23 protein-coding genes and 6 tRNA genes are annotated in these 24,620 nt (G+C 41.5%); 27 read left to right on the top strand and 2 right to left on the bottom strand.

Translation table 11 applies throughout. The features are described from left to right. Positions 1 to 330: 330 nt before the first annotated feature. Positions 331 to 1,725 (top strand): trimethylamine methyltransferase family protein, encoded by a 1,395-nt coding sequence (locus tag BUB93_RS10390; RefSeq protein ID WP_073271845.1) that lies wholly within the window; start codon positions 331 to 333, stop codon positions 1,723 to 1,725. 343 nt (positions 1,726 to 2,068) lie between these two features. Here BUB93_RS10390 and BUB93_RS10385 read toward each other — a convergent pair whose 3' ends face one another. Next, complete coding sequence (locus tag BUB93_RS10385) at positions 2,069 to 3,022, bottom strand: DegV family protein (RefSeq protein WP_073271842.1); 954 nt, start codon at positions 3,020 to 3,022, stop codon at positions 2,069 to 2,071. 395 nt (positions 3,023 to 3,417) lie between these two features. Between BUB93_RS10385 and BUB93_RS10380 the strand changes: the two genes are divergently transcribed. The 4 genes from BUB93_RS10380 to BUB93_RS10365 all read left to right on the top strand — a co-directional run bounded on the left by BUB93_RS10380 (position 3,418) and on the right by BUB93_RS10365 (position 6,859). After that, complete coding sequence (locus BUB93_RS10380) at positions 3,418 to 4,437, top strand: alpha/beta fold hydrolase (protein ID WP_242945507.1); 1,020 nt, start codon at positions 3,418 to 3,420, stop codon at positions 4,435 to 4,437. A 134-nt stretch (positions 4,438 to 4,571) separates the two neighbouring features. Further along, entirely contained in the window at positions 4,572 to 5,114 is a 543-nt protein-coding gene (locus BUB93_RS10375) for a helix-turn-helix domain-containing protein (RefSeq protein ID WP_073271838.1), read from the top strand. Positions 5,115 to 5,606: 492 nt separating this feature from the next. Then, the gene (locus BUB93_RS10370) at positions 5,607 to 6,362 is read left to right on the top strand and encodes a MerR family transcriptional regulator (protein ID WP_073271835.1); all 756 of its coding nucleotides are present in this window, start codon (positions 5,607 to 5,609) and stop codon (positions 6,360 to 6,362) included. A gap of 146 nt (positions 6,363 to 6,508) precedes the next feature. Continuing rightward, a complete protein-coding gene (locus BUB93_RS10365; RefSeq protein ID WP_073271832.1) occupies positions 6,509 to 6,859 on the top strand; it encodes a DUF2200 domain-containing protein in 351 nt (116 codons plus the stop codon). Between the two features lie 46 nt (positions 6,860 to 6,905). Here the strand turns inward: BUB93_RS10365 and BUB93_RS10360 are convergent, their stop codons facing one another. Then, on the bottom strand, positions 6,906 to 7,100 hold the full coding sequence (locus BUB93_RS10360) for a YwbE family protein (RefSeq protein ID WP_073271827.1): 195 nt from the start codon (positions 7,098 to 7,100) through the stop codon (positions 6,906 to 6,908). Between the two features lie 240 nt (positions 7,101 to 7,340). Between BUB93_RS10360 and rnk the strand changes: the two genes are divergently transcribed. The 22 genes from rnk (at position 7,341) to BUB93_RS10250 (ending at position 24,407) form a co-directional block, all read left to right on the top strand. Continuing rightward, positions 7,341 to 7,757: a nucleoside diphosphate kinase regulator gene (gene rnk / locus BUB93_RS10355; protein WP_073271825.1), complete on the top strand. Its 417-nt coding sequence runs from the start codon at positions 7,341 to 7,343 to the stop codon at positions 7,755 to 7,757. Between the two features lie 81 nt (positions 7,758 to 7,838). After that, the gene (locus BUB93_RS10350; RefSeq protein WP_073271822.1) at positions 7,839 to 8,606 is read left to right on the top strand and encodes a YhfC family intramembrane metalloprotease; all 768 of its coding nucleotides are present in this window, start codon (positions 7,839 to 7,841) and stop codon (positions 8,604 to 8,606) included. A 48-nt stretch (positions 8,607 to 8,654) separates the two neighbouring features. Then, positions 8,655 to 9,101 (top strand): hypothetical protein, encoded by a 447-nt coding sequence (locus BUB93_RS10345; protein WP_073271820.1) that lies wholly within the window; start codon positions 8,655 to 8,657, stop codon positions 9,099 to 9,101. After that, the gene (gene lspA, locus BUB93_RS10340) at positions 9,094 to 9,534 is read left to right on the top strand and encodes a signal peptidase II (protein WP_073271817.1); all 441 of its coding nucleotides are present in this window, start codon (positions 9,094 to 9,096) and stop codon (positions 9,532 to 9,534) included. The genes BUB93_RS10345 and lspA overlap by 8 nt, the downstream gene beginning before the upstream one ends. Positions 9,535 to 10,110: 576 nt before the next feature. Further along, positions 10,111 to 10,782 (top strand): response regulator transcription factor, encoded by a 672-nt coding sequence (locus tag BUB93_RS10335; RefSeq protein ID WP_073271813.1) that lies wholly within the window; start codon positions 10,111 to 10,113, stop codon positions 10,780 to 10,782. Then, the gene (locus BUB93_RS10330) at positions 10,783 to 12,099 is read left to right on the top strand and encodes a sensor histidine kinase (RefSeq protein WP_073271809.1); all 1,317 of its coding nucleotides are present in this window, start codon (positions 10,783 to 10,785) and stop codon (positions 12,097 to 12,099) included. Between the two features lie 2 nt (positions 12,100 to 12,101). Further along, positions 12,102 to 13,244, top strand: a complete 1,143-nt coding sequence (locus tag BUB93_RS10325) for an iron-containing alcohol dehydrogenase (protein ID WP_073271806.1) — start codon at positions 12,102 to 12,104, stop codon at positions 13,242 to 13,244. A gap of 80 nt (positions 13,245 to 13,324) precedes the next feature. After that, on the top strand, positions 13,325 to 15,535 hold the full coding sequence (gene pcrA, locus BUB93_RS10320) for a DNA helicase PcrA (RefSeq protein ID WP_073271803.1): 2,211 nt from the start codon (positions 13,325 to 13,327) through the stop codon (positions 15,533 to 15,535). Positions 15,536 to 15,541: 6 nt separating this feature from the next. Beyond that, on the top strand, positions 15,542 to 17,527 hold the full coding sequence (ligA, locus tag BUB93_RS10315) for an NAD-dependent DNA ligase LigA (protein WP_073271801.1): 1,986 nt from the start codon (positions 15,542 to 15,544) through the stop codon (positions 17,525 to 17,527). 83 nt (positions 17,528 to 17,610) lie between these two features. Further along, positions 17,611 to 17,898: an Asp-tRNA(Asn)/Glu-tRNA(Gln) amidotransferase subunit GatC gene (gene gatC / locus BUB93_RS10310; protein ID WP_073271797.1), complete on the top strand. Its 288-nt coding sequence runs from the start codon at positions 17,611 to 17,613 to the stop codon at positions 17,896 to 17,898. Positions 17,899 to 17,911: 13 nt separating this feature from the next. After that, the gene (gene gatA / locus BUB93_RS10305) at positions 17,912 to 19,363 is read left to right on the top strand and encodes an Asp-tRNA(Asn)/Glu-tRNA(Gln) amidotransferase subunit GatA (protein WP_073271794.1); all 1,452 of its coding nucleotides are present in this window, start codon (positions 17,912 to 17,914) and stop codon (positions 19,361 to 19,363) included. 11 nt (positions 19,364 to 19,374) lie between these two features. After that, positions 19,375 to 20,805, top strand: coding sequence for an Asp-tRNA(Asn)/Glu-tRNA(Gln) amidotransferase subunit GatB (gene gatB, locus BUB93_RS10300; RefSeq protein ID WP_073271791.1), 1,431 nt, complete (start codon positions 19,375 to 19,377; stop codon positions 20,803 to 20,805). A 125-nt stretch (positions 20,806 to 20,930) separates the two neighbouring features. Further along, positions 20,931 to 21,917 (top strand): AIR synthase family protein, encoded by a 987-nt coding sequence (locus tag BUB93_RS10295; protein ID WP_073271787.1) that lies wholly within the window; start codon positions 20,931 to 20,933, stop codon positions 21,915 to 21,917. 10 nt (positions 21,918 to 21,927) lie between these two features. Beyond that, the gene (gene rph / locus BUB93_RS10290; protein ID WP_073271783.1) at positions 21,928 to 22,641 is read left to right on the top strand and encodes a ribonuclease PH; all 714 of its coding nucleotides are present in this window, start codon (positions 21,928 to 21,930) and stop codon (positions 22,639 to 22,641) included. Positions 22,642 to 22,658: 17 nt separating this feature from the next. Continuing rightward, positions 22,659 to 23,261, top strand: a complete 603-nt coding sequence (locus tag BUB93_RS10285) for an XTP/dITP diphosphatase (RefSeq protein ID WP_423230811.1) — start codon at positions 22,659 to 22,661, stop codon at positions 23,259 to 23,261. After that, on the top strand, positions 23,258 to 23,731 hold the full coding sequence (locus BUB93_RS10280) for a metallophosphoesterase family protein (protein ID WP_073271775.1): 474 nt from the start codon (positions 23,258 to 23,260) through the stop codon (positions 23,729 to 23,731). The genes BUB93_RS10285 and BUB93_RS10280 overlap by 4 nt, the downstream gene beginning before the upstream one ends. A gap of 149 nt (positions 23,732 to 23,880) precedes the next feature. Continuing rightward, positions 23,881 to 23,954: transfer RNA gene (locus tag BUB93_RS10275), tRNA-Gly, on the top strand. A gap of 17 nt (positions 23,955 to 23,971) precedes the next feature. Next, positions 23,972 to 24,048 (top strand) — tRNA-Arg (locus BUB93_RS10270). A 10-nt stretch (positions 24,049 to 24,058) separates the two neighbouring features. After that, positions 24,059 to 24,134, top strand: a tRNA-His gene (locus BUB93_RS10265). A gap of 19 nt (positions 24,135 to 24,153) precedes the next feature. Beyond that, positions 24,154 to 24,229, top strand: a tRNA-Gln gene (locus BUB93_RS10260). A gap of 4 nt (positions 24,230 to 24,233) precedes the next feature. Beyond that, positions 24,234 to 24,309: transfer RNA gene (locus tag BUB93_RS10255), tRNA-Lys, on the top strand. A gap of 13 nt (positions 24,310 to 24,322) precedes the next feature. After that, a tRNA-Leu gene (locus BUB93_RS10250) sits at positions 24,323 to 24,407 on the top strand. Positions 24,408 to 24,620 lie beyond the last annotated feature (213 nt).

The raw sequence follows: 24,620 nt of genomic DNA, 5'->3' as shown, positions 1-24,620 counted from the left end.
CTTAGAATTTCGTGAGGATTTATTCATTATTATAATTATAGCCGATTCGACAGCTTGAAAACAGGTTGCTCGATATTTTTTAAGATTCATGAGTAGGGGACAGTTCCCAACTAATCTCTATTATCTACTGCAGCATGATTAATTTATTAAAATATTTGAAAACGATAAGATTAAAATGATTGAAATGAAATTAATCCACTGGCTCGGAGAATAACAAGAGCTTTATTTTCAAAATGGCGTCTAGGTTGAAATCAAAAGCTTATATTTAAAAATACGTGATTGAAATTAAAAAAAACTGTGTATAATCACTTTAAAGTGAGGGGATACAAGATGAAAATCAAAGTAACTTTTGCAGATCAGGGAAGCATTGAAAAAATTCATGAAAAATCTATATATATATTGGAAAACATCGGAGTGATTATGCAAAGCAAACAAGCCTGCGATATTTTCCGGCAACATGGAGCAAAGGTGGATGGAGAGATCGTTTATATAACCAGAAAGATGGTGGAAGATGCCTTAAAAACCTGTCAAAGCACCTTTGAGTGGTACGGCAGAGGTAATACCTTGACAGTAGGCGGCGGGGAAAGCCTAGTTTTTCCATCCTACGGACCGAATTATGTTGTGGAAAATAACGTCATGAGAAAACCGGACATTACCGATTTTAAGAATTTCCATCGACTTCATGAAACTAGTGACGTGCTCCACGGCGGAACACCCTATATATTGGAGCCTTGGGAGGTGCCTTCTGATATTCGAAACAATTACCGAATGGCGACCACACTGAAATATCACACTAAGCCCGTCATGGGCATGACTGCGGGAGCTAAATCGTCAAAAGATGCCATAGACATGACAAAAGCATTCTATGGCGTAGAGGATAAGGTGGTGTTGTTGGGTCTGATAAATGCAACCGACCCCATGAGCTACCCGAGAGACATGGTTGAATCTCTAGTGGAGTACGCGATGCATGGACAAGCCATATTGCTGACTGCTGGTGGGATTTTGGGACTGTCTACCCCTTCCAGTCTGGTAGGTTCCTTTACTGTCAACAACGCAGCAACATTGGCGGGAGTTGTCCTAATTCAACTGATAAATCCGGGAAACCCAGTTATTTACGGATGTCAAGGCAGCAGTTCCAACTTAACGGAGATTACCTTGGCATATGGAAACTTTGCAACGGCAAAGTCAATTCATTTAACCAAAGCCGTAGCAAATTATTATGGATTGCCTAGCAGATCCGGTGGTAGCATCAATGATGCCAAGGAAGTAGATTACCAAGCTGGTGCAGAGACCTACTCCAACCTCTTTGCATCTCTCTCTTCCGGCAGTGATTTTTTCATCATGGGAGCCGGGATATTGGACACCGTCAATGCGGTAGGGACAGAAAAGTATATTTTGGATGAACTACTTATCAAGGGGATTTTAACACAGCTGAACGACACCTCAGTAGACGAGGAAAGTTTCTTGATGAAGGATATTGAAAAAGCGGGACCGGGAGGCAACTACATCAATCGAAGAACATCCAAATACTATAAAAAAGAGTTTTATTTAAATCCAGCTTTCAATAACTGCAATACAAACAACTGGGTGGAAGGCGGATCTCCTACAGTCATGGAAAAAGCTCACAAGCTGTATCTGGAGCGATTAAAAAACTTCAGCGATCCGGAAAACACACCGGAACAGATCAGATTGCTGGATAGGTACATACCTAAAGAATATAGCTAAGCGCTATAAAAATATGGAAAGCACCAGGGACGGTTCCGATTGCTTTTAAATTTCCATATGTTATTTTCAAGTTGAGGTGAATAAGATGCCAAGATTAGCCAGAAAAGTTAGCTTCACAAGCTTTTATCACATAAGGGCTAAGGTGACATTTCCCAATTGATCTTCAAAATCGACATTAAGGTTGTTTAACAGCACCCGTTTTCTCAAGCAGCAGGATTGATTTGTTGATCTAGAACTGTATCTTAAGACACTAAAAACAAAATAATCGCAAGAAAACTAATCCACCGGCATGGAGGATTTCAAGCGTTGTAATTTAAGCGAGCAAGTAGAATAGTAGTCGTAATTAACTTTTATTTGAGAACTTCTGAAGGAAAGCATCTTTCATTTCCATCAGTGTTTCCATTTCGTTGATTAGCAGGTTATCCTTTCGATTACCTGTTTCCATGAAGAACATAGATAGTCCGCCTGGACCTACATGTGTGCCTACAGCTACTCCCATTTGCATTATGTAGATATCCCCTTTGAAGGAAGTCTCTTCTATAAGCTTGGTTTTCAGATTTTCAGCATAGCTCTTATCTGTAGTATACCCGATGATTATGAAATCTGTGAGGGCTTCATCATTTCGCTTATCGAATTCCTTAATATAGTGAGATAGGACTTTTTTTCGACCCCGTTCTTTTGCCACAATGGCACCCTTGGCGTCTTTCATTGACATGATTGGTTTCAGCTTCAGCATCTTACCGATAATGGCACTGGCACCGGAAAGCCTTCCGCTTCTGATGAGGTGATCAAGATCATCTACAGTGAGAAAATGTTTCACGTTGGTTTTAAAGGTTTCGTTGAAGTCGATGAGTTCCTGATAAGTTGCGCGCTTATCTCGAAGGCGAGCACTCTTCAAAATGAGCCATCCGCTTCCATGGCTCATGCATTTGGAATCGACTACATGAATCTTGATTTTAGAATCAGGGAATTCCTCGTAGAAATAATCTTTAGCTAAAGCAGCGGACTGATAGGAGCCGCTGGTACCGCTGGACATGCAGATGCAGAGGATTTCCGTGTAGCCATTATCTACCGCTTCCTTCATGATGTCCACAAATGACGCGGGACTTGGCATGCCTGTGGTAGGGGGATTCTCCAGGTTTTCCATCATACTATAGAATTGATCCGCGGTGATGTCGATTCGGTCACGATATGTTTTGCCATCGATGGTCACGGTGAGGGGAGCTATGCTGATGTCATAGCGCTTAAGCATTTCTTCGGAAAGGTCGCAGGTTGAATCTGCCATTATTTTTATCATTTTTTTTCTCCGATCTTAATTTTTAGCGAAAGTTATTCTCCACTACAATAACCATATGTCAATAGTTTCGGATTGTCAATACGAAACTATTGTGTTACTCTTCGACCCCCGAAAAGTCCAGAATCTTCGCGTATATTGGGAGTCTACTGGACCAGCCCATAAGTATATATAAATAGCATGGATACAAGTAGAAATTTATCAAAGCAAATAATATGGTGTAATTAGAAATAGAGGGCGAAATATTTTGCAAAAAGCATTGACAAAACCTAGAGATGATATTATTATCATTATTAGGAATGATAATAATATCATCTCTAGGAAACAAAACAATCAATGATCCATCCCATCTGGATGAGAATTATTGATATCCTTAAAATACAAGGAGAAATGAGAAAATGAAAATAAAACAATTAAATCAAAGAAAACAGGAAAAACCAAAAATGAAACGGAAGAAAAAAATCATGATGATTTTCAAGGTGATTCTCGGGTTTACAGCAGTGAGCATGGTCATTGGTGCAACTGCTCATGCCACTTACTTTAAGGGAAAACTTGAACAAATTAAGCCCTATGGACAGATAGTTGATGTTGATGAAGGACAAATGCATCTCTTCTCAATAGGAAACGGTGAGAAGACCATTGTATTACTCCCTGGTATGGGTGTTGCACTTCCATCTGCTGATTTTTCACCTCTTATGCGTAAACTCAGTGAAAAGTATACAGTTGTTACCGTGGAATATTTTGGCGTAGGCTTTAGTAGCCAAACAGACAAACCACGAACAACTGATAATTACGTTGAAGAAATCAGAACGGCCCTTAGAGAAGGAGGGTTCGAAGCACCATATGTATTAATGCCCCACTCAATCTCAAGCGTCTATAGCGAGTATTTTGCATCAAAATATCCCGATGAAGTTGAAGCAATCATCTCTCTGGATGGTACATCCACCGCCTTTTATGAAGAGATGCCTTCATATGTAAAATATATGCTGCCAGTTGCAAAGTTACAGCAATCAACCGGAACCTTATCCCTGCTTGCCCAAGTGACAACGAATAAACAGCAGTTACTCACAAAGGGATATACGGAAAAAGAAATCAGTGATATGGTGATCTTTGGTGGGTTTACTTTGAACGAGAATGTTTTAGAGCAAATTGCAAGTTCATCTGAATACATAAGAGATACTATGGATTTACCATTTCCTGAATCGGTGTCCTATTTCAAAGTTATTTCCAAAGAAACCTATGAAACTCCTAATAAGCAACTTAAAATGACGCCTCAGAAATATCAATATGACCATCTTGAACGAATTGGCGAAAACGTTGAATATGAAATACTTGACGGTAATCACTTTATTTATGCAAACAATGCTGACCGGATTCTCGAAATTGTTGATAGCGTATTAATCAAGGCGAATCAATAAAACAATAGAATTAAATAAACTCCAGCCAAATTCGTCAGCAATTATTGATATTGATCATCGGCGATATCATCAGTCCAAAATTTGATAGTGACAACCACAACAATTCATACAACAATTATAAGGGAAGTGAATCAATGAAATCAAAAATCAAAGCGATGATCCATCCCATACGGATGAGAATCATCCAGGCATTACTAGATGGAAAAGAGATGACAGCCGGAGAGATTGCAGAGACGCTACAGGACATCCCACAGGCAAGCCTCTACCGCCACATCAATGCCCTCCTAAAAGAAGAAATCCTTACGGTTGTCAGCGAAAATAGAATCAGGGGTACCGTGGAGAAGGTCTTTTCCCTGTCTGCCACGCTGGAAAATGCCACGGAAAAGGAAATGGAGGAAGCTTCCAGAGAAGATCACTTCAACTATTTTTTCAGCTTTTTAATGGGCTTGCTAGGAGAATATGAAGAATACTTGCAGGAAGAGATTATCAATATGAGAGAAGATGGCGTAAGTTTTAGGCAGTGCAGCGTGTACCTCAGCGACGAAGAATTCATGGCCTTAATGAAGGACATAGGGGGGAAACTAATGGCTGCAATGAAAAATGAACCCTCGAAGAACAGGCGGCTGAGAACCATCGCCAATGTGGTGATTCCCTCGAAAAAGAACAAGGAGAAATGAGAAGACGGTAAAGGAGATAGTGCTCAACTAATAGAGAGTAAAGGCATAATGGGTGTAAATAAGCACCCGTTTTTTTAGAATTATGATTAAATATTAATCTTAATATACATCAAAAGATTGATATTGAAAAGTGATTACGGCATAACTAATCCAACGGCTTTGAAGTATCCAGCACCTCTTCTATGATCTCCACAAACAGTCCTGACAGCATCTATAAGATTGCAGTGATACTTTTAGACGTAGGACCGTTGTTGTTATTTGGTTTTGTTCCGGCATATGTACCTATAGCTCTTATCGTGTCTGTGTTGTTTCTCTCCCCATTTTTGCGAAATATTAGTTGAGAAACAATTAAGCTTTATAACATTTTGATTAGAAAAATTTACTTGGTTGATCCAAGATGTGAAATTTGAATTGAGAAGTATAATATTTCCCCCAAATTAATTGACATTCACGTTGCGTAATGGTTTATAGTTGTTAGCAGGGAGGTGTGATATGGAGTATACCATTAACAGGCTGGCAAAACTGGCAGGCGTCAGTACACGGACTCTGCGATATTATGATGAATTAGGTCTGCTTTGCCCAGCTCGTATCAGCTCAAACGGATACCGGGTTTACGGACAAAAGGAAATTGACCTACTAAAGCAAATTCTTTTATATCGTGAATTGGGCGTGCCACTGGAGGAAATCAAAAAGGTTCTTTCATCCAAAGAATTTGACGGACAGGTGGCATTAGAGAATCATTTATCAGCACTACGTGCAAAACAAAGACAGTTAAGCTTATTAATTGACAATGTAGAAAAGACCATTAAAGAACTAGAGGGGGAAATTATTATGAGCGATCAGGAAAAATTTAAAGGCTTTATTAAAAAGCAAATTGATGATAATGAGAAACAGTACGGCAAGGAGATACGAGCAAAATTTGGCAACGAGAAAGTTGACCGCACTAATGATAAGCTGATGGGTATGAGCAAAGAGCAACATGGGGAATTAGAAAATCTGACAGATGAGTTGAACAAAACATTAAAAGCAGCTTTTGAACAAGGAGATGCATCTAGTGAGCTGGCAAAAAAAACTTACGAACTTCATAAAAAATGGCTGTGTTTTTATTGGGGTAGTTACAATAAAGAAGCTCATATGGGTGTGGCCCAGATGTACGTGGATGACCCGAGATTTACCAATTATTATGACAAAATAGCAGTTGGGTGTGCTGCTTTTCTCAGAGATGTTGTATTTATAAATAGTAAATGACGATTTAAATAAAATGCAAATGCTTGTATAAATCAATAGCAATCATAGGTTAGATTGACTGCACGAAGAGCAAGTAATAAAATATAAGCAAAAGGGAATAGAGCGTAAACTAATAATTAATAAAAATGTTCGAAGGAGGATTTGTTATGACCAAGCCCAAGATATATTCGATGAGTTTCGCAAGCGTATACCCTCATTATATAACGAAGGCAGAGAAAAAAGGACGGACTAAATCTGAGGTTGATGAAATCATCCGTTGGCTTACTGGGTATAGTCAAGAAGATTTAGAGACAAAAATTGAAAATCAGACAGACTTTGAGACGTTTTTTTCAGAGGCTCCCAAATTGAATCCTTCAAGGACTTTGATTAAAGGAGTAATCTGCGGTATCAGAGTAGAAAACATTGAAGAGCCATTGATGCAGGAAATTCGTTATTTAGATAAGCTGATTGACGAGTTGGCAAAAGGAAAAGCGATGGAGAAAATTTTACGCAAATAACTACCGGGCGGAATAAAAAGTCCGCCCGATAACTTGCAATATGCACTTAATCAATGATTTCCTTAACTCGTCCTACCTGGCCATCTGCAAGCATGACTTTAATCCCGTGAGGGTGGCGGGGGCTGTTGGTAAGGATTTTGGCCACAGTCCCTTCCGTGAGCTTGCCGGAGCGCTGATCTGCTTTAAGCACTATCTTTACTCGAGTTCCTATGGTAATGTTGCTTCTGTCCTGTCCGTTCATAGTTCACATCCTTAAAATTCTTTTAGTGCCCAAGTAGGGCGACTGCCAGTTACATTTATATTATAAAGGAAATATGCCATGATTCAAAGCATTTGAGGGCGATATTATCGTCTGTTTAAAATTTGACTGATGAAAAGAAAACGTTTTTATGGTATGATGGATACACGGATAACCTGGATTTTTATGTTCAGGTTATCTTTCTATATTTGAAGATATGTTTAAATAACAGGAGGAATAAAAATGTCTAGAAACATCTACATCACTGAAAAGGACAAGAATAGAATTTTAGAGCACATATCACATCAGAGGGAGTTCGGAGGGGGCAACAAATCAAACCTTGATGAACTTGAAAGAGAGCTTGGTCGTGCAACCGTTGTGGATTCAAAAGATGTTCCGCCGGATATAGTGACAATGAACACTGTAGTGCAGGTTAGCTATATAGACGAACCTGACGACATTGAGGAATATACACTGGTTTATCCGAAGGATGCCGACGTAATGGAAAACAAAATATCCATTCTAGCTCCTATTGGGACTGCATTAATAGGATTTAAAGAAGGTTCTGATATTTCATGGAAAACTCCAGGTGGAATCGTTGAAATGGTAATAAAAAAAATCCTATACCAGCCGGAAGCATCAGGTGACTACGAAAGCTAAAGTCAATCTTTACTTTGTACATCAGGCTATCCTTGATATAATTATGATAGATGCTTAAATTAGTTGTGAACTGAGGTGACGATGGTGGATATAAAATATTTTCTTGCCGCACTAATATCTTTTTTGCTTTCAGTTGTATTTCCTATCATTCTTTTGGTTTACATTAAGAGTAAGCACAAGTCGGGATGGGCATACATTTTGGCAGGAGCGATGTTTTTCTTCGTATTTCAGATGATGCTGAGGATACCACTGATTTCATATTTACAGGGACAGGTTTGGTTTTATATAAATGTGGCCAGCAACAGGACCTTGATGGCGGTATTTTTATCATTCACTGCAGGGATATTTGAAGAAATAGGCAGGTACATTGCTTTTTTGCTTCTGAAAAGAAAGCTCTCCTATGAAAATGCATTGGGATATGGAGTAGGTCATGGCGGATTCGAGTCAATTGCCATAGTAGGAATCACATCTACCGCTAATTTTGTGGCGATTTCAAACCTGACATTTGGTTGGTTCGACAGCTTGGTAAGTGCCTTGCCAAATATCTTCCTTGACATGGAGGCCTTAAGAGCCCTTTTTCTGACAGTTGAACCTCATTTGTTCATCGCAGGAGGGCTCGAACGAGTTTTTGCACTTATCCTTCACATCGGTCTCTCTGTGATGGTTGCCAAAAGTGTATATCAAAGAAAGCCGGGGCTTTTAATCGCTGCCATCATGCTCCACGGCGGTATAAACCTGATTGCGATCACGATGCCAAATATTTATTTGGCTGAAGGGTTTTTAATGATTATAGCCCTAATATCTGTCGTATATATAAGGAGACAGAAAAATTTTGCAGATAGATACTAATAAAGCTACGCACACAACTATAATAGAAAGCGGAAATGGGGTAATATAATGAGAAAACTAATCTTGATAATTATTGCACTATCAATGGTTTTGCTGTCGGGATGCTCATCAGGTGCAGATAAAGATGATGTTGAAGGATATGGTACGCCCAAAGTTGAAAGCCTGCTTGTGGCGATGAACAACGATGATTACGAAAATTTCAGCAAGGATTTTGGACCCTTGATGACCGAAGCGCTTACTGAAGAGGTCTTCGGAGGAATAATAAAGACCCAGATAGTGGGCGTGATAGGCTCTTATCAGGAGGGAAGCATAGAGCTTGTAAAAACAACGGAAGAAAGCCATAACGGAAAAAATTATATAAGTGCGATATACAAAGGTCAATTTTCACAAGAGGACGGAGATGTTGCAATAACGGTATGGTTTACCGACGATGAGGATAAGAACGTGGAAACAATTGTATTTAACTCTCCTAAACTTGCGAGGGCAAATGGATAAGCTTCTTCTTTGCCTCATGCTGATTTTTACCGGGGTCCTCATCGACCTGTTTACCAAAAGAGTGGCAAATGAAAAGCTGATTATGAATTATCCGGTGAAAATCACTAAGAGGATTTACTTCGTATTGCTACACAATAAAGGAGCCGCATATGGTTTGCTAAAAGGCAGAAAATCTCTTTTAAGGATGCTATCCACTTTGTCTATAATGTTTTTGTTGGGGATATTTTTCTTTGCGCTTAAAGCGGGCTATAGCTATGACTTTATGATTTCACTTAGTCTGGTAATATCTGGGGCTCTAGGTAATTACCTAGAGCGAATGACCAGTGGATATGTTACGGATTTTCTTTATATTAAATTCAAGAAGTTTCCCGTGTTTAATTTAGCGGATATTTACATAGTTGCCGGGACAATACTTGTTTTTATAAATGCGTAAGATGATAATAAAGCAGAAAGTTGGAAAGTAGAAAGTAGAAAGTTGGAAGACTTCAGAAAACTGCATGCACGCTTAAGACTTATATCCTATAACTAACATGCACCTCGTATAGCTTTGCTGTCCGAGTTCGCGGGCTTCGCCCAATATCAAACTCACAATTTATAGCCTTTAAAGCAAGCTTTAGACGTTAAATTATTCCTTTGATGCTGGAAATGGGTCGAAACATGCACCTCGTACAGCTTTGCTGTCCGAGTTCGCGGGCTTCGCCCAATATCAAACTCACAATTTATAGCCTTTAAAGCAAGCTTTAGACGTTAAATTGTTCCTTTGATGCTGTTTCTCAGCTTTTCGCGCAAAAAAATATAAAGAGGCAAAAGCCTCTTTATATTTCACATTAGGAACCATGATAAATGAAAAAATCATTAATATCAGAAAAGGGAAAAGGGGGTTGGTTCCGTTTAGTATTCTCTTTAGGTACATAATAAGGGATGAAGCTTAACGTAACCTTTAAATTTATTAAGGAATTAAAAAATAATCAAATTATTTGGCAATTTGCCGAAACGGAGTTGAATTTAATTGAGAGTTCTATTGGTGGAGGATGAAAAACCATTGGCCCAGGCGATGGCTAAAATTTTTGAAAAAAACAAGATACTTACCGACATAGTAAACGACGGCTTGGAAGGCCAGATGCTCGCGGGAGAAAACATTTATGATGTCATCGTTTTGGATATAATGCTGCCCAACGTAGACGGGCTAGAGATACTCAAAGCTATAAGGGAAAAGGGCAAAAAAACTCCTGTGTTGATTCTTACGGCAATGGACTCTACAAAGGACAAGGTGAAAGGCCTAAATATGGGCGCGGATGACTACATGGTAAAACCCTTCGACACAGAAGAACTGGTTGCCAGAGTAAGAGCGCTGGCGAGAAGGCCAAAGGAAATCTTTCACGACAGCTTAATAAGCTTTTGCGACGTTTCACTCAACATTAACACCGGAGAAGCATCTATTGCCGGCAGTCCTAAAAACCTTACCGCCAAGGAAGCTCAGCTTTTGGAAATGTTTTTAAGAAATCCTGGGATGATAGTTTCAAAGGATCAGATAATAGATAGGATCTGGGGTTTTGACAGCCTGGCTGCAGAAAACAGCGTGGAGATATATGTGCATTATCTCAGGAAGAAGCTTTTAAAATCAAATACAATGATTCAAACCCAGCGTGGTCTTGGGTATGTCCTTAAGGAGCGGGATTAGATGTTAAACAAGCTCAGACGTAACCTTACATTGTTGAATACTTTTGTCTTAGTGGGGATTTTAATAGCGATTTCCGCTTTTTTGTATTTCACCATGAGGATAAACCTTACAAGTGATGTTGACAGCGAACTTGCGATGGCATCAGAGCAGTTAAGCACCTATATAAACTACTTTGACGAGATAAGCGAAGGGTATCCAAGAGATGTGGAAAAGGATGAAGAGTACAACGATCTGATCCAAAGGCTTCTAAACCAGAACATAACAACAGTGGTGTGGAATGAAAATTTTGATGTGATAAGAAGCTCCATATACCTACAGCTTCCAAATGATATTCTAAGGGATTTGGTTCAATACAACTTTCAGACAGGAAACATTGGAGGGGAAGCGCTAAATTACAAGTATGGTATAATAGATATGAAGGTTTTTACTAACGTCTATGTAAATCAAAGTGGACAGATGAGGGTCGTCCAGACAATCAAAAATATGAATGCCGAAATCGGATTTTTAAACTGGCTTTTGAGGATTCTTATTATTGCAGTGTTTATAGGCATGACTCTATCCTTGGCAGGAGGCTACATAATATCGGGCAGATCCATCATTCCGGTAAAAGAGTCCATAAAAAGGCAGCAGGAATTTGTTGCTAACGTCAGTCACGAGCTGCGCACACCGATAGCTGTGGTACTTACAAACTTGGAAGTAATAAAAACCGCTCCGGAGGAAACAGTGCGTCAGCAGTGGCAATGGTTAGGCAATGCCTACGACGAAACAAAGAGGATGGAAAAGGTGGTAACTGATCTGTTGTTTTTAGCCAAGGTGGATGCGGGACAATTAAACCTTGAAAGAGAAAAGTTCAACCTGGCGTACCTGATAACAGACACAAGTGAAAAGCTGATGCCCCTTGCTGCTAAGAAAAACATAAGCATATACAACAGCATAGACGACAAGATACTCCTTAATGCTGACAGGCTCAAGATGACGCAGCTGGCAATAATATTGATAGATAACAGCATAAAATACAGCACTGAAAACTCGGCAATAACCATATCGTCCAAAGAAGACAAAGGGTTTTTCATACTTAAATTTAAAGATCACGGAATAGGCATAGCTCCCGGTGATATGGAAAAGGTTTATGAAAGGTTCTTTAGAGCGGACAAGGCTAGGTCCAGGGATATGGGAGGAACCGGCTTGGGACTGTCCATTGCAAAATGGATAGCGGACGAACACGACTGGAAGATAGAAATTACAAGCAAACCGGGTAAAGGCACTACGGCCTCGGTTTTCATACCTATGGAACAAATATACTATGAGGAGGAATAGCTTTGAACAGATTAAGACTGCACGGAGAAGAAATCGTAACGGGTCCAGGAAGCTTAAAAAGCTTGGGAGATCTTGACTTTAAGAGGTTCTTTATTATTACGGGTAAATCATCTATGTTCAAAAACGGGACCATTGAAAAAATCGAGAACATCCTAAAGGAAAAAGGTGCAAAGTTTGAGGTTTTCTCGGGTATAGGAGCAAACCCTACTACTGAGGAAATACTCGACGGCTTAAAAAAGATAAACGACTTCTCGCCGGAATGCGTAATTGCTGTAGGCGGGGGCTCGGCAATAGATGCGGCAAAGGTAATAGCCATGATGCACGAATATCCTGAGATTGATTTTGAAAAAGCCAAGACGGATATAATGGATGTTAAGAGAAAAAAGATCTACCTTGTTGCGATACCTTCAACAAGCGGTACAGCTACTGAGGTGACAAGGACAGCGGTGGTTACCTTCAAGGACATCGACCTAAAAATTGGCCTTAAATCATACGGGTTCATTCCGGATTTGGCTATTTTGGACGGAGAGATAACTTTGTCTATGCCAAAGTCTGTTGTTGCACAGACAGGGATGGATGCTATGACTCATGCGGTAGAGTGCTATATAAACCACAAGCTGGAAGATTTCAGCGAGACCTTGTGCATAGGTGCCATAGAGGGGCTGTTTGATTATCTACCCTCATCATATAAAGATGGGGATTTAAACAGCAGGCAAAAGGTTCACAACTACCAGTGCATAGCAGGAACTGCATTTCATAATATCGGTCTCGGGATGGATCACGGGATATCCCATTCATTTGGAGGAAGATTCGGCTATGGACATGGACTGTTAAATGCGGTAGGCCTTCCATTTGTATTAAGGTATAACAGCAAGGATCCGGTTGTGGGCAAAAAGCTTGAAAGACTGGCAAAGAGAATCGGCGTCGATGATTTTGCTGATGCAATTGAAAAGCTTAACGAAACCTTGGATATACCCAAATCCTTCAACGAAATGGGGATAACCGAAGAGGAGTACAAAAATAACTTTGACGAACTCTTAAAGAACAGCATGCTGGGATCAACCAAAACCAACCCGGTTATAATGACTGAGGATGAAATGAAAAAGGTGCTTGATTCCATCTTTTATGGTAAAATATTATTCTGACTAAAAAGAAATTCATCATTAGACCGATGGATTTCTTTTATGTTGATTAAATCGGCAATACTGCAAAATTGGAGGAAATAATGAAGCTTATCGAAGGACTTAATGAAAGACAACAATTAGGGGTACTGGCAACAGACGGACCTGTTTTGATACTGGCGGGAGCCGGATCGGGAAAGACTAGAACGATTATTCATAGAATAGCCTATATCCTAAAGGAAGAAAAGGCAAAGCCGTGGCAGATACTAGCACTGACATTTACAAACAAAGCGGCGGAAGAAATGAGAAGCCGTATACGAGAGATGGACATCGAAGGAACTGAAGACATTTGGATGAGCACATTCCACTCCATGTGCGCAAAGGTACTGCGCTTTCATGCTAACTTGTTGGGGTACGACAGAAACTATGTAATATACGACATGGCTGATGTTAAGACGATTCTTAAAGAAACATTGACAGAGCTTAATCTAGATGAAAAGATGTATCCGGTATCCATGCTGATAGGCAGGATTTCATCCTTAAAGGAAAAAGGGATAATGCCTGCCGATTTCGAAAAGGAAAGCATGGGCGACTACAGAGAAGAAAAGATCTCTTCCATATACAAGCTATATCAAAACAAGTTGGTGTCAAACAATGCCATGGATTTTGATGATCTGCTACTGAATACAGTAAGGCTCTTTGAAGAGAACGAGGAAATTTTGGAGTATTACCAAAAAAAGTTCAAGTATGTTTTAGTCGATGAGTACCAAGACACAAATCCAATACAGTTCAAATTGACTGACATGCTTGCAAAAGGCTATAAAAACATCTGCGTATGCGGAGACGACGATCAGAGCATATACGCCTTTAGAGGGGCTGATATAAGAAATATCCTGGAGTTTGAAAAAAACTATCCTGAAGCCAAAGTAATAAAGCTGGAGCAAAATTACAGGTCCACCCCAAACATAATAGAGGCTGCAAACCACGTCATCTGCAATAACGACTATAGAAAAGACAAGAAGATGTGGACGGACCGTAATGCAGGGGACATAATAGAGGTTTATGAACTTAACGACGAAAGAGACGAGAGCAATTATATAACAAACGAAATCCGCAACATGGTTAGAGACGGAAAGTATGATTATAGAGATTTTGCGGTCCTTTATAGAACCAATGCCCAGTCCAGGGTTTTTGAGGAGTCCTTCATGGCAGCAAGGATTCCATACAAGATGGTCGGAGGAACAAAGTTTTATGTAAGGGCGGAAATCAAAGACATCATAGCCTATCTGATAGTCCTAGACAATGGCAAGGACGACTTAAGCCTAAAGAGGATAATTAACACTCCGAAAAGAGGAATAGGTGGAGCTACAATCGATAAGCTGGAGCAGTTTGCCAAATTCAAAGGCTGGCCCCTATACGAAGTCATCAAGAATCTGGATGAAATGGTAGGTCTGTCGGCGGGAGTGATGGGCAAGCTTAGAGATTTTGCGGACTTGATGATTAGATTTGCACAGCTTAAAGAAGAAGTCGGCGTAAGCCAGCTGCTTGAAAGAGTGATAGACGAGTCGGGATATATGGATATGCTGGAAAGCGGTAAGATGCAAAACGCCCAGTCTAGAGCCGAAAACCTTAAAGAGCTTGTATCTGCAGCGGTGGAGTTTGAAAAGAACTCCATGGAAAACGACTTGACATCATTTTTGGAAAACGTGTCACTGTATGCAGAAACGGATAACATCGAAGAAACCGGAGGAGAGGTTCTTTTAATGACTATCCACAATGCAAAAGGCTTGGAGTTTCCAGTGGTGTTTCTTCCCGGAATGGAGGAAGGCATATTTCCTCATGAGAGATCAAAGGACAATGATGTGGAGCTTCAAGAGGAAAGAAGGCTTTGCTACGTAGGAATAACAAGAGCTTGCGACAAGCTTTACATGACTCATGCAAGGTACCGTACCGTGTACGGCAGGCTGAATTACAACATGAAATCCAGGTTCTTGGATGAAATCCCTAATCATTTGGTAAATCTTAATGAAATGGAAAGGGAAACTGTCCAGTCTAAACCAAAAAAAGGAGTTCAGGATCAGACCTTTAGCATGAATAGCCAAATGGGCAGGTTCAAAAAGGCTAATACGGCTTCTTTGCAGCCGAGTTCATCAAAAGGCGATGATGCCAAGGCAGGAGATAAAATAGCTCATAAAATATGGGGCGAAGGAACTGTCATAAACATAAATGGAGATATAGCAACAGTAGCATTTCCACAAATGGGAATCAAAAAAATTGCTCTAAGCATGGCTCCAATCAAAATTTTGCAGGGGTGATCTTAAATGGTCAAGGATCCAAAACAAGAGATAATCGAGCTAGTTGAAGAAATAGAAAAGCACAACAAACTGTACTACGAACAGGATGCTCCCGTGATCGAAGACAGCACCTATGACGATCTTATGAATAGGCTGATAGAGCTTGAGGATAAATACCCCATGCACTCTCTTGATTACTCTCCTACCAAGAGGGTGGGAGGAAAGGCCCTTGAAAAGTTTCAAAAGGTGGTTTTTGACACTCCCAAGCTTAGCTTGGCAAATGCATTTGAAGAAGGTGACCTAATAGCCTTTGACAACAGAGTGAAAAAAGCAGCCGGGGACTTAAGGTATGCCATGGAGTATAAGTTTGACGGACTGACCGTTGTTTTGTTCTATCAAGACGGGGTGTTTGTACGTGGAGCTACGAGAGGAGACGGTGAGGTTGGAGAGGACGTTACCGAAAACCTTAGAACAGTTAAGAACATCCCTTTACGATTAAAGGAGAAGGCCACCTTGGAAGTGAGGGGAGAAGTCTACATTGAAAAAGATGGATTTTTCAAGCTAAACGATGAGCGAAAAAAAATCGGGGAAAACCTCTTTGCTAACCCTCGAAACGCAGCTGCGGGATCTATCCGGCAGCTGGATTCAAAGGCAACGGCAAAAAGACCTTTGGATATTTTTGTTTTCAACCTAGAAAGCTCTCAAGACAGGGAGTTTTCAAGTCACTCAGAAAGTCTCGAATATCTAAAAGCCTTGGGTTTTAAGACGAGCCCTTTAAAACTCGCCAAGACGATGGCTGAGGTGCTTGAATTTTGCAAAAAAGCTGAGGAGGAAAGATCAAAGCTTCCCTACGATATAGACGGCCTGGTCGTAAAGGTGGATGATTTTGAAAAACGGGAAATATTAGGAACAACCGGTAAAAGCCCTAAATGGGCAATCGCATACAAGTTCCCGGCAGAAGTAAAAGAGACCTTGGTGGAGAGCATACAGGTGCAGGTTGGAAGGACCGGTGCCCTAACACCGGTAGCCCATCTTAAGCCTGTGCTGATATCCGGCTCAGTGGTCAGCAGGGCGACCCTGCACAACGAAGACTACATAAGCCAGCGGGACATCAGGGAAGGTGACTGGGTATTTGTAAGAAAAGCGGGAGAAATCATACCGGAAGTCATCAAAGTCAACATGGATAAGAGAGGACCTGAAACTCAGCCTTATGCGCTGCCTAAAAATTGTCCTGAATGCGGAGGACCTACCCATAGAAACGAAGGCGAAGCAGACAGAAAATGCCTCAATGTATCATGCCCTGCCCAGGCAAGAAGGAAAATGGAGCATTTCGTATCCAAAGGGGCGATGAACATAGAGGGGCTCGGTCCCAAGCAGATAAGAAAATTCATTGATCACCATATAATAGAGGAGATAAGCGACATTTACAAGCTGGAAGAAAAAAAGGAGAAGATTCTTTCTTTGGACAACAGCGGAGAAAAGTCATATGAAAAGCTTATAGCTTCAATCGAAGAATCTAAAACCAGGCCGCTATCAAGGCTGATTTATGCCTTGGGAATTCCATTTGTAGGGGAAAAGATATCAAAGGTTCTCGCTTTAAGATATGGTGATATTTATGAGCTTGGAAATGCCAAGGTGGAAGATCTGCTTTCTATTGACGAAATAGGCGAGGTTATAGCGGAAGAGACCAGAGCTTTTTTTGACAACCCGGACAATATGGCCTTGATCAAAAAGCTGCAGATGCTAGGACTTAATACCAGTGAAGAAGCGACATCTGCAGGTGCCACGGCACTTAAAGGCAAGAAATTCGTGCTCACAGGCACTTTGCCTACACTTAAAAGGGATGAAGCCAAAGCTCTAATAGAAAAAAACGGTGGCGCGGTGATCGGATCGGTCAGCAAGAATACTGATTATGTCTTGGCAGGCGAGGCCGCAGGCAGCAAGTTGGATAAGGCGAGAAGCCTGGGAGTGGAGATCATCGACGAAGATGCCTTCAAGGCCATGCTGCAATAATCATTGTAATGCATACCTGTATGAAATATAATATAGTGTAAATTCTAAAGGGAAAAATTCGAAACTGAAGAGGTGATTTTTACATGAAGTTGACCAAGGAAGATGTTATGTACGTGGCAGATCTTGCACGACTTGAATTCAATGAAGAGGAAATCGAAAAATATGTGCACCAGCTGGGGGATATATTAAATTACGAGGAACAGCTAAATGAATTGGACACTACAGGGGTGGAGCCCACTGCCCATGTGCTGCCAATCAAGAATGTCTTGAGAGAAGACGTTCCTGTTCCTTCTTTGGACCGTGAAAAGGCGTTGATGAACGCTCCGGAGAAGGACAAGGGGTGCTTTAAAGTGCCTAAGGTAATAGAATAGGAGGTAATGACAGATGGACAAGATAAGCACCATACATCAGATAAATGATTTGCTTGAAAATTCAGAGATCACATATGAGGAAATAACGACCAAGTATTTGGATAGGATCGAAGCTGTAGAAGGTGAAGTGGACAGCTTTATTAAGGTCATGAAGGAGGAGGCGCTGGAAAGTGCAAGGCAGGCTGATGCTCAAGGAGAAAAGCCTCATTCGCCACTTTTTGGAATACCTTATGGACTAAAGGACAACATCTGCAGCGAAGGCGTAGAAACAACATGTGCTTCTAAAATTCTGAAAGGTTTTATTCCTCCCTACGACGCAACTGTAAGTGAAAAACTTAAGAAGGCAGGAGCAATAGTTTTAGGAAAGACCAACATGGATGAATTTGCCATGGGATCGTCAAATGAAAACTCATCTATTAAAAAGACCTACAATCCATGGGACAAGACCAGAGTGCCGGGAGGCTCAAGCGGCGGATCCGCAGCTTGTGTGGCAGCGGATGAAGTGGTGTTTTCATTGGGTTCAGATACAGGAGGATCCATAAGACAGCCAGCCTCTTTTTGTGGTGTGGTGGGCCTAAAACCCACATATGGCCTGGTTTCCAGATATGGATTGGTGGCATTTGCATCCTCCTTAGATCAAATAGGGCCAATTACCAAGGATGTTACAGACAGCGCCATAGTCCTAAACTATATAGCGGGACACGATGAAAAGGACTCGACATCTGTAAAAAAAGAAACAGAGGATTATACTACATACCTAGATCCAAAGATCAAAGGGATGAAGATAGGAATTGTAAAGGAATATTTTGGTGAAGGGTTAAACCCACAAGTAAAGGAAAGACTAATAGAGGCGATAGAGGTTTACAAAAACCTCGGCGCTGAATTTGTAGATGTTTCCCTTCCGAATTCAAAATATGCACTATCGGCTTACTATATAATATCTTCCGCGGAAGCAAGCTCCAATCTGGCAAGATATGACGGAATAAGATACGGATACAGGGCTGAAGAATTTGACGATTTGCTGGATCTTTATAAAAAGACCAGAAGTCAAGGCTTTGGCGACGAGGTAAAAAGAAGAATCATGCTTGGAACCTATGCCTTAAGCTCAGGATATTATGATGCTTATTACAAAAAAGCGCTACAGGTGAGGACTCTGATTAAAGAGGATTTTGACAATGCATTTAAATCCTGTGATGTGCTTCTTTCTCCTACATGTCCGACGACGGCTTTTAAAATAGGTGAAAAAAGCGAAGACCCTCTTGAGATGTACTTATCAGACATCTACACGGTGCCTGTAAACATAGCCGGGATTCCTGGGATTAGCGTACCTTGCGGTTTTGACGATGAGGGCTTGCCTGTCGGCATGCAGCTTACCGGAAGAGCTTTTGGAGAAAAAGACATCTTGAAGGCGGCATACGCTTTTGAGCAGGCGACGGATTTTCATCATAAAAGAGCGGAGCTATAGGAGGGTATGAAATGGATTATGAAATAGTTATAGGACTTGAGATACATTCGGAGCTAGACACTAAGACCAAGATATTCTGCGGATGCAGCACGGTCTTTGGCGCTGAAGAAAACACCCAGACATGTCCAGTTTGCTTGGGACTGCCGGGAGTTCTTCCCGTATTAAATAAAAAGGTCGTCGAATATGCTGTTAAAGCGGGAATAGCAACAGGCTGTAAAATTGCGGGATACAGCAAAATGGATAGAAAAAATTACTTCTATCCCGACCTTCCCAAGGCTTATCAGATTTCACAGTTCGATTTGCCTATTTGTGAAGATGGCAGCATCGATATTGACTTGGGGGAGTACAAAAAAACCATAGGCATTACAAGAATCCACATAGAAGAGGATGCAGGAAAGCTGATCCACGACGCAGGCTCTGGAACACTGGCCGACAATAACAGATGCGGGGTACCGCTTATCGAAATCGTAACCGAACCGGATATGCGAAGTGCCCAGGAAGCAAGGGTTTTTGCAGAGAAGATAAAATCCATATTGGAGTATACCGAGGTTTCAGATTGCAAGATGCAGGAAGGCTCTCTTCGTTTTGATGTTAACTTGTCAGTAATGAAAAAAGGCGCAAAGGAATTTGGGACGAGAACTGAGATGAAAAATCTAAACTCTTTCAGAGCCTTGGAAAGGGCTGTTGAATATGAGTCGAAAAGACAGATATTCGAGCTTGAGAGAGGAAATAGAATAATTCAGGAAACCAGAAAATGGGATGACGACAAGGCCGAGAGTTTTTCTCTTAGAAGCAAAGAGGAAGCCCACGATTACAGGTATTTCCCAGATCCAGATCTGGTTCCGGTAGTTCTGACGGAGGAGTATATCGACAATATCAGAAGGCATCTGCCAAAGCTTCCCTGGTTGAGAAAAGCGGAATACATGGAGAGATGGCAGCTGTCGGAATACGATGCGAATGTGCTTACTACATCCAAAGATGTCGCTAATTTCTTCGAAAAGACAGTAGAGGTATGCGATGACGCAAAATCTGCGGCGAACTGGTTGATGGGAGACATATCTGCTGCCATGAATGAAAAAAACATAGGGATCAAGGAAATCGGATTCGCGCCGGAAAATCTGGGTGAGCTCATAAACCTGATCAACAAGAATACTATAAGCGGCAGCATCGCTAAAAAAGTTCTAAAGGAAATGTTCGAAACCGGCAAGGAGCCTATGAAAATAGTCGAAGAGAAAAACCTTGGACAAATGAACGATGCATCAGAGCTTAAGAACATGGTGCTTGAAGTCATGAAGGCAAACCCCCAATCTGTGGAAGACCTTAAAGGCGGCAAGGAAAAAGCAATAGGATTTTTGGTAGGACAGATAATGAAACAAACGAAAGGCAAGGCAAATCCCGGAATGGTAAACCAGCTGATCAAGGAGAGCCTGGACCAATTTTAACATAAGGATAAAAGAAGTTTTCGCAGCGTCGGAGGCTTCTTTTTTTTAGCTGATATTGACAAGCCTATGTTTGGAAAAATCAAATGTGTTATAATAATGATAGTTTAGGCATTGGAGTGATGAATATGGAGATAGGAAAGATATCCAACGAACTTTTGGAACAGATTGTTTTTTCAAAGATAAAATACAGGCACCCTGACGTGCTGGTTGGTTCAGGACTGGCTGAGGATTGCAGCCTGGTAAGCTTTAAAGACGAAATTTGCATAGTTTCTACAGATCCCATAACGGCAACTGCCAACAATATTGGCAAGCTTGCAGTGCTTGTTTCAGGAAATGACGTTGCGACCAAGGGAATAAAGCCCTTTGCGATAATGGTGACGCTGTTAATACCACCCGATGCGGAAATCGAGGAAGTAAAAGGGGTAATAGAAGAGATTATTGAAGTATCCAACGATATGGAAGTTGAGCTCATAGGCGGACATACTGAGGTTACAGATGCGGTCAACAGGATAGTAGTAAGCGCTACCAGTCTGGGTAAAGGAAGTCTGGAACAGGTGGTATACGGCAAAGAAGTCTTGCCTGGAGACAAGATCATCATGACAAAATATGCTGCCTGCGAGGGGACGGTGATCTTATACGACGATTTCAGGGAGGATCTTGAAGGGCTGTTGACGGATAAGGACAAGGCCGAGATTGAACTGCTCAGGGGTTCCCTAAGCGTTTGTGACGAGGGTGTCATAGCAGGCGAAAGAGGGGCCAAGTATATGCATGATGTTACTGAAGGTGGAGTCCTGGGAGCGGTTTGGGAAACGGCAAAAAAATTTGGTTTGGGAGCGGTTTTGCACAAAGATGAGGTTCCGGTTCTTGAATCTACTCAAAAGATAGCAGATCGCTTCGGTATAGATCCCCTTAAGTTGATCAGCAGCGGCGTTATGCTCATCGCGGCGGATAATAAAGAAGCGGGTAATATTTTAAAAGGGCTTGAAAATAAAAATATAAACTGCAGAATTATAGGTGAATTCACCAAAGGGGAGTGTAGGCTTCTGTCAAAGACAGGTTCGGAAGAAATCGATCCTCCCCAAAGTGATGATTTATATAAAGCATACAGTTAGGAGATTTAACATGTCGAGAATTGATGGAAGAACAAATGAAGAATTGAGGCAGATTAAGGTTACCAACGACTTTACGATATATGCAGACGGATCCGTACTGATAGAGGCAGGAAACACGAAGGTCATCTGTACGGCGATGGTGGAGGAAAAGGTGCCAATATTTTTAAGAGGAGAAAACAAGGGCTGGGTCACTGCGGAATATAACATGATACCTAGCTCTACCATGATTAGAAAGACCAGAGAGATGAGCCGAGGCAAGGCTGACGGCAGAAATGTGGAGATACAAAGACTTATAGGCAGGACGCTAAGATCTATAGTTGATTTGGAAAAACTAGGAGAAAGAACCCTTTGGATAGACTGTGATGTCATACAGGCAGACGGTGGGACGAGAACCGCATCCATAACCGGCGCTTATATCGCCCTTATTCACGCGCTTGAAAAACTTAAAGCAAAAGGTCTTATTGAGGATATGCCGGTGAAGACATCCGTTGCGGCTGTTAGCGTAGGAATAGTCGGGGGAGTAGCGATGCTTGACTTGTGTTATGAAGAGGATTCAAGGGCCGAGGTCGATATGAATATCATTATGACCGGTAACGGCGAAATAATCGAAATACAGGGAACTGGGGAAGAGAGACCTTTTACCAAGGACGAGTTTGCCAGGCTTATGGAATTGGCTGAGATTGGAATCGAAAAATTGAGCGAAATACAGAAGGATAACGTATAAAAAGTTATGGAGGAATCATGAAAATAGTTTTAGCTACAGGAAATGCGCACAAGAAAATTGAGATAGAAGATATCTTGAAAAACAGGAACATAGAGATATCAACAATGAAGGATGAAGGCATCTTTGTTGATATCGTAGAAGACGGAATTACATTTGAAGAAAACGCACTTATAAAAGCAAGAGCCGTAAAAGCTAATACTGAGAATGCTGTCATGGCAGACGATTCAGGGCTGGAAGTTGAATATTTGAATAACGCTCCCGGGGTTAGATCGGCCAGATTTGCAGGTGAAGATGCTACTGACGCTGAAAACAACGAGAAGCTTTTGAAACTCCTTAAAAACATCCCTAAGGAGGATAGGAGAGCAAGGTTCGTGTGCGTTGTTGCTTTAATAGATGAAGGCGGCAGAGAATACATTTTCAGAGGCGAATGCGAAGGGATTATAGCAAATGAGCTTGCAGGTGAAGGTGGCTTTGGCTATGACCCTCTGTTTTTTGTCGAAAGTGCAGGAAAGACATATGCACAGCTAACATCAGAGGAGAAAAACAAGATAAGCCACAGAGCAATGGCTTTAAAAGAGGCGGGGGAATTAATGAACCGACTCTCAGGAGGTCAAAGATGAAGGTGTTGATATTTAGCGATACTCACGGAAACAATGATAGGATGATGGACATCGCATCTAAAAACCCGGATGCTGGACTTATATTGCATCTGGGGGATAACGTGAGGGATGCCATGAAGCTTAATGAAGACACGCTTGTCAAGGTTTTGTGGGTTAAGGGAAATACGGACCATATAAAAGAAAAGGAAGACTTGATTTTAGATGTGGAAGGATATAAGATATTCTTAACTCATGGGCATTTGTACGGGGTAAAATCAGGGCTTCAAAATCTTTATTACAAGAGCAAGGAGGAAGGCGCGGACATCGCTCTGTTCGGGCATTCCCACATTGCTGTTAACGAAGAAATCGGGGGCATCGTATTTTTAAATCCGGGAAGCATAGGAGACAAAAGGTCCCAAAAATATTATAGCTACGGCGTATTGGAGCTTAAGGACGGGGTCATGGACACTAGGATCGTGTATGTGAAATAGACTGGAAAAATAAAATGAAAAAAATGATATTTTCTATTGACTTGAATTAATATGTACTGTATACTAATGCTTGTCCCTGAGAAACGGGAAAAAGAATTTCAAAATAAGCTTGACATTAACAGCCAAGCGATATAAAATATCTTTTGTTTGCGGGTGTAGCTCAGTGGTAGAGCCCTGGCCTTCCAAGCCAGTCGCGAGGGTTCGATTCCCTTCACCCGCTCCATTTATCAGTTTAATCATGCGCCTGTAGCTCAGTTGGATAGAGCAACGGCCTTCTAAGCCGTGTGCCCGGGGTTCGAATCCCTGCAGGCGCGCCATTTAGATGCGGTGGGTATAGCTCAGCTGGCAGAGCGCCAGATTGTGGTTCTGGATGTCGTGGGTTCAAGTCCCATTATCCACCCCATTATATAAAAATAAACTGTTGGGGTATAGCCAAGTCGGTAAGGCACCAGACTTTGACTCTGGCATGCGTAGGTTCGAGTCCTGCTACCCCAGCCAACAAGACCCATTAGCTCAGTCGGTAGAGCACCTGACTTTTAATCAGGGTGTCCCGCGTTCGAGTCGCGGATGGGTCACCATTAACAATTGAATGCGGATGTGGCGGAACTGGCAGACGCACTAGACTTAGGATCTAGCGCCTTACGGTGTGCAGGTTCGACTCCTGTCATCCGCACCAGAGATTACAACCCTTGAGGAATCAAGGGTTTTTCTTTCGCGTAAAACTGAGAATCTGCAACAGCATAAAAACGACCGGTACGAAAGCTTGCTTTTGGTGCCGGTTGTTTTTATGCTGTTATAGGGCGAAGCCCGCGAGCTCAGACAGCAAAGCTGACTGAGATGCAGATACTATATAGGGCGAAGCCCGCGAGCTCAGACAGCAAAGCTGACT

This window comes from Alkalibacter saccharofermentans DSM 14828 (genome assembly GCF_900128885.1).
In the GTDB taxonomy this organism is placed as follows: domain Bacteria; phylum Bacillota; class Clostridia; order Eubacteriales; family Alkalibacteraceae; genus Alkalibacter; species Alkalibacter saccharofermentans.
The sequence above is the reverse complement of the archived record's forward strand: the minus strand, read 5'-3'. Positions and strand labels throughout refer to the sequence as shown.